General features: G+C 40.3%; 6 protein-coding genes. 1 reads left to right on the top strand and 5 read right to left on the bottom strand.

Annotated features, from left to right (window positions below; translation table 11 throughout):
* Positions 1 to 334: 334 nt before the first annotated feature.
* The 5 genes from ACT3SX_RS12465 to glpK all read right to left on the bottom strand — a co-directional run bounded on the left by ACT3SX_RS12465 (position 335) and on the right by glpK (position 5791).
* Positions 335 to 1033 (bottom strand): TetR/AcrR family transcriptional regulator, encoded by a 699-nt coding sequence (locus ACT3SX_RS12465; RefSeq protein WP_192520790.1) that lies wholly within the window; start codon positions 1031 to 1033, stop codon positions 335 to 337.
* 260 nt (positions 1034 to 1293) lie between these two features.
* On the bottom strand, positions 1294 to 2313 hold the full coding sequence (locus ACT3SX_RS12460; RefSeq protein WP_192520789.1) for an endonuclease/exonuclease/phosphatase family protein: 1020 nt from the start codon (positions 2311 to 2313) through the stop codon (positions 1294 to 1296).
* 269 nt (positions 2314 to 2582) lie between these two features.
* Positions 2583 to 3095, bottom strand: a complete 513-nt coding sequence (locus ACT3SX_RS12455) for a hypothetical protein (protein WP_192520787.1) — start codon at positions 3093 to 3095, stop codon at positions 2583 to 2585.
* 47 nt (positions 3096 to 3142) lie between these two features.
* Positions 3143 to 3895, bottom strand: a complete 753-nt coding sequence (locus ACT3SX_RS12450; protein ID WP_444761760.1) for an IS5 family transposase — start codon at positions 3893 to 3895, stop codon at positions 3143 to 3145.
* Positions 3896 to 4207: 312 nt separating this feature from the next.
* Positions 4208 to 5791: a glycerol kinase GlpK gene (glpK, locus tag ACT3SX_RS12445; RefSeq protein WP_192992003.1), complete on the bottom strand. Its 1584-nt coding sequence runs from the start codon at positions 5789 to 5791 to the stop codon at positions 4208 to 4210.
* 425 nt (positions 5792 to 6216) lie between these two features.
* On the opposite strand from glpK, the gene ACT3SX_RS12440 reads away from it, so the two are divergent.
* Positions 6217 to 7854, top strand: coding sequence for a TolC family protein (locus ACT3SX_RS12440; protein WP_192519849.1), 1638 nt, complete (start codon positions 6217 to 6219; stop codon positions 7852 to 7854).
* Positions 7855 to 7945 lie beyond the last annotated feature (91 nt).

The raw sequence follows: 7945 nt of genomic DNA, 5'->3' as shown, positions 1-7945 counted from the left end.
TGAAATCCCTTTATCTGAATATCGCACCTTACGTTGGGATATAAAGTTATTACCAGCGAAAAAATCAGCAGCCGTTGCATTTAATACCATGGTAGATTAAAACACTTATAACCTTCATAAATATGCGCATAGTAAGAGAAACGACTTACTAATAACACCCTCCTACAGAGATATAGTCGTGATACGTGCCATAAGCAAATGTCGACACCGACTCTGTAAAACAATCACGGCCAGATCTATCGACAAAAACATCGCTAAAAACAGTAAACACAAAAAAGCCAACATGTCATGTTGGCTTTTTTGTGTTTACATAGCTTCAATATTCTTTAACGCTCTACACTGATGATTTTTTACGTGGTAGCTTTTCTGGTAGATAGCAACGTAAGTAAGCGATGAATGCAATATTCGCTTCTTGGATATACTCATCAGTAATTTTTTGATGACGACGATAAGATAACGTAAATATAGAGTTGATAATGCTATAAGCAATCAACAACGTATCTTGAATATCATGGAAACCTGGCATTTCATAACGCTCTGACAAACGCTTATAAACCAAATCAATGATTTGATAGTTGATATCTTCACCGAAGCTATCACCTTCGAAATCAGGCGTATTGGTATCATAAATAAGCTTAGCTTTGGTTTCATCATTATGGAATATCGTCACACACTGATCGATGAGTGCCGTCAGATAACCCTGCCATCTATCATAATTACCAATATCAACTGTTTCTACGATCTCTAATATTTCAATAGCATTTAAAAAGCGTAATGCTAAAAATATTGCTTCGATATTAGGAAAGAAGTGATAGGCAGAAGCTCGTGGGATACCTGCTTCTTCACACACAGCGGCCAAAGTGATATCATTAATGGGCAGTGTTTCACTCAATTTTTTGGCACCCGCCAACAACTTTTGGCGACGTGCTCGACCTTGCTGACTCGTAAACTTAAATTTATTCGGTACAAGCTTTTTTGCTAGCTCCGAGTCTACCAACACATCTTCAATCTTTTCGTCTTTATTTTCGCTCATCATAGGCCTCTTAATATTACACCCTGTTTTATAGATACAAACTTCATTAGATAATATTAATTTTTATTTAAAAATTAAGCTATGTTAACTAACAATGTCACGCTAATATGCGCACCATCTCTAACGGAGAGGCATCATAAACGCTTGTACACCATCAAGCAAGGAAGATAAATAAGTTAAGTAATAGTAAAGTATAGGTCAACAATCTAATAGAGTTAACCATTTAATGCAATTCAATATATCAAACTTAATGATTAGGTTTAATTATTAAGTTTAATTTTTGCTCTTATAATACCATGATCGATGACTCTATCTGCATAATCCCACTTCAAATGATCATTAAAATAGTCCACCCGTTCAACCTGACCTAGCGAATACTTGCTGTCAGGCAAAAACTCTTCTGAAACAAATAGCTGGTCAATTATTTCTGGCATACCTTGATATATATGGGTATATGCCACATCTTTCATCCAACCATAACGCGCTTGAATACGAGCGGCATCGAATAGTGCAACATCACGCATGCTCTTATCATAATTGACTTCTCCAGTCTCCGCCATCAACTGAGTGGTCACACTACCCGTAACGTCATTCATATCACCTAACAGAATCAATGGCTCCTGAGTATGATGTAGTCTTTCAATGACAGACATGCGGATAGAAGCAGCTTCTGCAGCACGCATACATAAACTACGCAGTTTGGCACGAACTCGAATGTTTGGGTCATCCATATCTTCTAGTAAGTGACCTTTATCATCACGTAGAAAAAAAGCACGCTTACTTTTTAAATGTGCAGTAACAATCGTAATCGGTTGTCCATACGCATCAACACGCAAAATCAACGGTGGACGATTAAAGTGCTGATGAGGACCAATATCAGGAATATCAATCACCGCTTTTGGCTCAATGTCTGTTAATAAACTGCTTTCTAAATGTTTAAAACGACTAATAATGCCAACAGCAGGGGTATTTTGTGCACCTTTACCCTGCGTATGAGGACTAGAAACATCATTACTGGCTAGTGGCGCGACAACATGCTCGCGCTTAAACCCCAATGAAACAGCTAAATCTGTTAACGCTTGGCTGTCCCATACCTCTTGTACTGCAATGATATCAGCGTTTGCCTTTGCTAAAAGGCTACTAATACCACCTAACTTGTGCTCGTATTCATCATCACTGTAAGCAGGCGCATTGTCATAATAAATTCGATTTGGATTAGCAAAATTAAGTAAATTAGCAGTGGCTATATAAAACTGTTTGTCACTGTCATTATTAACCATAAATTACTCACCATTCTAATTATTATCAATTTCTTCATACATCATAAAATATATTTATAGTTAATAATATACAACAAAAAAGCTCCCAAAGATAACTTTAGGAGCGATAAAATAACATAAATCTTATTTATCTTGATTGTCAGTATAGTAAATTCTACAACCACACTAAATTTGGTAATGAGGTAGTAAGCTTATCTACTACTTACTTACTGTCAGTTAATCTTACTGTTAGATTAACCTCATCATCTAATACTCAAGAATAATCTCAATTAAGACACGCGATTCCATGCATCACGTGAAGCTTTACGTGCATCTTTCCACTCCATACGTGACTCGCCCTTGACTTCGTGCCATGAGCGTTCTAAATCTGCCTCATGATCTTCAAAACGAGCATCTACAGGATAGTTAGCACGATTAGCATAACCTACTGCGTACGCTGGATGTAAGTCACGATCAAAATCGTAACCTTCTTTATAGTAGTCCATGTTTGCATATTCTGCACGCCAGTAAGCTTCTTCGTGAGTAGGATCAATAGCCTCTGCTGCTGCATGACCTGCTCCGCCACCAACAACTGCACCAATAGCACCACCAATCAATGTTCCTAGTGGACCTGCCATCGTACCAATAGCAGCACCTGCGGCCGCACCGCCCACGCCACCAATACCCGTTCCTAATGGGTGAGAACCTGGTTCACCTGTGATGATGTCAGCATTTAAGTCTTGCTTACTCTCTTTTGTCATATGTTTTACTTCACTGCGCTCAATATCATCATAGTTACTCATATTATTATCCTTAAATTATTTGTTATATATTAGAGCCTGTTGAACATTCATAATTTGAGCCAGATATAAGCACAAGCAAGAGCGACCGTATTTTCATAACTCTGCTTGAGCTTATCAAATCTGGTGGCAACCGCCCTATACTGTTTTAGCTTAGCGAAAGCATTTTCTACTAGATGCCTGGCTTTATACAAGTCCCAGTCCATATGGTCGTTAGAAGACTGAGTGTTTCGTTTTCGAGGGATGTTATTATGCGTCCCTGCTTGTTCAATATGGGCTCGTAGTGCATCAGAATCATAGCCTTTATCGGCACATAAAACCTCTGTATCGCTCAAATTAACCTTATCTATTAAATCAGGTGCGACTTTGACATCGTGGGTTGTGCCATCTGATAAAAGAAAGGTAATCGGATTGCCATGAGCATCAACTGCTAAGTGAATCTTGGTCGCGCGGCCTGCCACACTTTTGCTAATGGATTGTAGGTTCTCATTGCCACTACTGCTGTGCTGATGCGCTTTAATATGAGTGCCATCGATAAAGACCCACTCAAGGTCTGCGTCTTTGATCAGTAACGTAAATAATGCAATCAGCTTATTACTGCGAAACCAGCGCTGGTAAGCTTTATAGATGGTATTAGGCTTGCCAAAATACTCGGGTAAGTCGCGCCAAGGACAGCCAACACGCATGCGATAAAGCACGCCTTCAACCGTTTGTCTAAGATTTCCTTTGTCATAGATATTAAGTTCTAGTAATATAGGTTTCAGTCTTGTCCAGTGTTCATCTTTGAGCATGGTGCGAGGCATAGCGAACGATATCTTTTTTGTGTGAGAACTTAAAGATTAACCGTTCGCTATTTTTTTTGCCATTAATTTATACCCAATGTTCAACACGCCCTAGATTTATTTTTTAATAAAGAATTAGCATATTCCGCTTAATCCATCTAAAGTATAAGAATTTATGGGTAATGACAGATAGACCGGTTATGTAAACTATGTCCAAGTTACGATTATCTTGCGTTACAGCCTGTATCTTTACAACGTTTTTGTAGGAAAGCAGAGTACTTTAAGTAATTTTCGATTAAGTGATCCAGCTAATTGATGAGATTATTTTAGAATTTATAATACTTTCAACGCTCTATCGATCGCCTGACGCCACTTATTAAGGTGCTGATCTCGCTCATCATTGGACATTGTAGGTTCAAAAACCCGATCAACTTGCCATGACGCTTGCATCGTTGTGTCGTCATACAATCCAGTTTTTAATCCTGCAAGTAATGCAGCACCTTTGGCAGTGATTTCTGTATCTCTCGGGCGCAGTACTGGCACGTCTAGTAAGTCGGCTTGGAACTGCATAAGCAAATCATTATTTGCAGCGCCACCATCCACTCTTAACTCAGTTAGTGGATGAGGACTGTCTTTTTGCATAGCGATAAGAACGTCATACGTTTGATAAGCCACTGCTTCTAGGGCTGCTCTGGCAATGTGTGCTTTGGTCGTGCCACGGCTCATTCCCGTAATACTTGCACTGATGTCCGAACGCCAATAAGGAGCACCTAACCCTGTAAATGCAGGCAGTAACACTACGTCTTCACTACTCTCCACTTGCCGTGCTAAATCTTCAATATCGCTACTTTTTTGAATCATGCCTAAATTATCACGTAACCATTGGACGATCGCGCCCGCCATAAACACACTACCCTCTAAAGCATAAGTGACTTCTTTTTTGGGTGGCTGCAACATACGCTTACCAGACTGCACGATCTGATCAAACGATAAACTGTCTGGACGAGCCGATATAGGTCGTCGTTGCCACGCAATCGTCGTCAACAGCTTATGCTCGCTTAACTTTGGTATTTGACCAATATTCATCAGCATAAAACACCCTGTACCATAAGTGTTTTTTGCCATGCCTGAATCAAGACAGCCTTGTCCAAAAAGCGCGGCTTGTTGGTCACCTAATACAGCATGAATAGGGATTTGTTTGGCAAACAGTCCTTTTTTGGTTTTTCCAAAGTCACCATCAGAAGCAACCACTTTGGGCAAAATATTCATAGGTATCGAAAAACGCGCACACAACGCTTCTGACCAAGTCAGCTTATGGATATCAAACAACAAGGTACGAGACGCATTGGTTACATCAATGACATGCTCACCACCAGTCAACTTATAAATAAGCCAACTGTCTATGGTTCCGACAGCTATTTCACCTTTATGGGCACGTACACTCAATTTGGGGTTATTTTCGAGCATCCAAGCAATTTTGCTGGCACTAAAATACGGATCTAAACGCAACCCTGTAATACGTTGTACTTCGCTTGCCATGTCGTCATTGCTGTCTTTAGCGACGCTTTCAGCAGCCAATGTTCTACAATAATCCTCGGTACGGCGGTCTTGCCAAATGATAGCAGGAGCTAAAGGTTTACCTGTTTGCCTATCCCACATGACAATAGATTCACGTTGGTTGGTAATCGCAATACTGGCAACATCAGTGGCTAGTAGTCCTGCGCGATTAATCACATCATGTGCACAGCTAATCTGTGTCTGCCAAATTTGTAGCGCATCTTGCTCGACATACCCCGCTTTTGGCGTTTGCAAAGTCGTGGGCTGCTGAACCATTTTTATCGACCGTGCGAGATCGTCATACAGTATCGCTCGACTTGATGTAGTTCCTTGATCTAGCGCCAAAATATATCCTGACATAACGAGTACCTTTTTTTAATATTTTTTATTCTGTATTTTGTAATGGTTCATCTTGTTTAATAACACCATGCAACATAATAATTATTCAATAATGAACCGTTCATACCCCAAAAATAGCCATTCGTAGTATTCGCTACAGCATTACTTATAAACGAATATTTTTAAAATAAATCTATCTACTAGCATACTACTATTGACTATACAATAGAAAACAGGAGAGTATTGACTATTGACCCGTCACTATTGTGGCACTACAGTGTACGCTTTGTTGTCGATAACGCACTTTATATCTCTGTTAAGAAGACTGTATTTTGTCCTCGATTTATCAGTAGATAGCGATAAATAAACGGTTATTGTTATTGAAATATTTAAGACGTTATATGATATCAAAAACCTTGCATTCTAATTAATGGCTTATGTGACTTATGAAATTTGCTCTATCGACTCTGTCTAATTCAGTCATGATGTTTACACTCATGGCCTTGGCTGCTTCTAATCTTGCAAGTGCAAACGAAAATGATATTGAGTCCCCAAACCAAGTAACGCCAATCAATGATGCTGACAACCAAAGCAATATTCAAAAAAGCTATGCCAAAAATAAAACCATTGCCACCAATAGCGAAATAGAAATATCTCAGCAACAGCCTAATTTAAAAACGCTAGTGGACCCAACCACTCATAAAAATATCGATAGTAGCTATTCATTAGAAGTACCTAGCTTATTGAGTCTTGAACAAGCACAGAATATTTTACTGCAAGTCTCACCCAAATTAGCAGCCAATCAAGCTGCGATTGCTTCAAGTGAATATCAAACAGATGCTCTCGATACGTTAGACAACCCGCTTGTATTTGCACGAGTGTCAGCTACGGCTTACAACTTGGACACCGATCTTGATTTATCGTCACTCAAAAGCGGTGTTGTCAATGAGGCTGACAGCCTAGCACCTTATTTTCCAAATCTGCCGAATTTGGGCGAATTGGCTGATGAGCGCATCCCTGATTCTTATGAGTTAAAACGTTCAGGTTCAACATCGGGTGCAGGAGTCGGCGTATTATGGCCTATTTATACTGCCGGACGCACCACAGCATTGACTAGTGCTTCTGAGGCGCGTACCCAAGAAGCCATCGCAGACAGCTTATTAGATAAGAACGAGCTATATAACACCTTAATTGAACGATACTTCAAAGCGCAATTGGCCATCATTGCCGCTTATCTGCGCGAAGATGCTTATGACACACTTCAGCAAACGGATCATATGGCCCAGCGACTGTTTGAAGAAGGCTTTATCTCGCGTGTGGATCGTCTAGAAGCACAGTCTGCACTGGCAGATGCAAAAAGCGAATCTGTCAATGCTAATAACGATGCACGACTTGCAATGATGGCTTTGCAGCGCCTATTGCGTACGGAATACCGTATCAAACCCACAACACCACTATTCGTTTCTAGTCGTCCTCTGCCAGATGTCACGTACTTTCAAGATTTAGCGCTTGCCAATCATCCAGGCCTACAAAAAGTCGCTGCCAAACGTAAACAAGCAGAGCAGTTACATGCATTATCTGATACTGGTTATAAGCCTACAGTGATGTTGTATGGTTATGGACAAGTCGAGAAGGATCCCAGTTGGGTCGCCGGTATCTCCGCAAGCTGGAAGCTATGGGGCGGGCTAGACAAAACGGCATCGCTGGCATCAAGTAATGCCAAAATACGCCAAGCTGATCTTTCTGAGATCGAAGTCAGTGACAACCTATTATTACTGGTCGAAAAAAACTGGCACGACGTCAATAATGCTCAGTCACGTTATCAGGCGTTACAAAGCAATGTTGATCTAGCGGCTGAAGTATTACGCTTGCGACAGTTAGGGCTACAAGAAGGTGTCAACACGCCGATTGAGGTCGTACAAGCACAAACACAGTCACTAAAAGCCCGTACTGAACAAGCACAAGCAGCAAATAGTTACGTGCAATCACTGGCTGCGCTGATGCAAAGCTGTGGCACGCCATTAGCTTTTAACACCTATCTCAACGCAGCTGATATTCAATTGCCAACTTTATATACTGAGTAATGATTTAACGTCATAAGGCATACTGATAAATATTTATACTGATTATCATAAAGCTGCCAATTGATACACTCATCTTACTGTGAACAAATAA

Source organism: Psychrobacter sp. AOP31-B2-9 (genome assembly GCF_052378005.1).
In the GTDB taxonomy this organism is placed as follows: domain Bacteria; phylum Pseudomonadota; class Gammaproteobacteria; order Pseudomonadales; family Moraxellaceae; genus Psychrobacter.
Note: the sequence above shows the minus strand (reverse complement) of the source record. Positions and strands in the feature narration are given on the sequence as shown.

Coding starts and splice junctions, on each gene's coding strand:
- ACT3SX_RS12465 (WP_192520790.1), bottom strand. CDS start 1,033: ATGAGCGAAAATAAAGACGAAAAGATTGAAGATGTGTTGGTAGACTCG.
- ACT3SX_RS12460 (WP_192520789.1), bottom strand. CDS start 2,313: ATGGTTAATAATGACAGTGACAAACAGTTTTATATAGCCACTGCTAAT.
- ACT3SX_RS12455 (WP_192520787.1), bottom strand. CDS start 3,095: ATGAGTAACTATGATGATATTGAGCGCAGTGAAGTAAAACATATGACA.
- ACT3SX_RS12450 (WP_444761760.1), bottom strand. CDS start 3,895: ATGCCTCGCACCATGCTCAAAGATGAACACTGGACAAGACTGAAACCT.
- glpK (WP_192992003.1), bottom strand. CDS start 5,791: ATGTCAGGATATATTTTGGCGCTAGATCAAGGAACTACATCAAGTCGA.
- ACT3SX_RS12440 (WP_192519849.1), top strand. CDS start 6,217: ATGAAATTTGCTCTATCGACTCTGTCTAATTCAGTCATGATGTTTACA.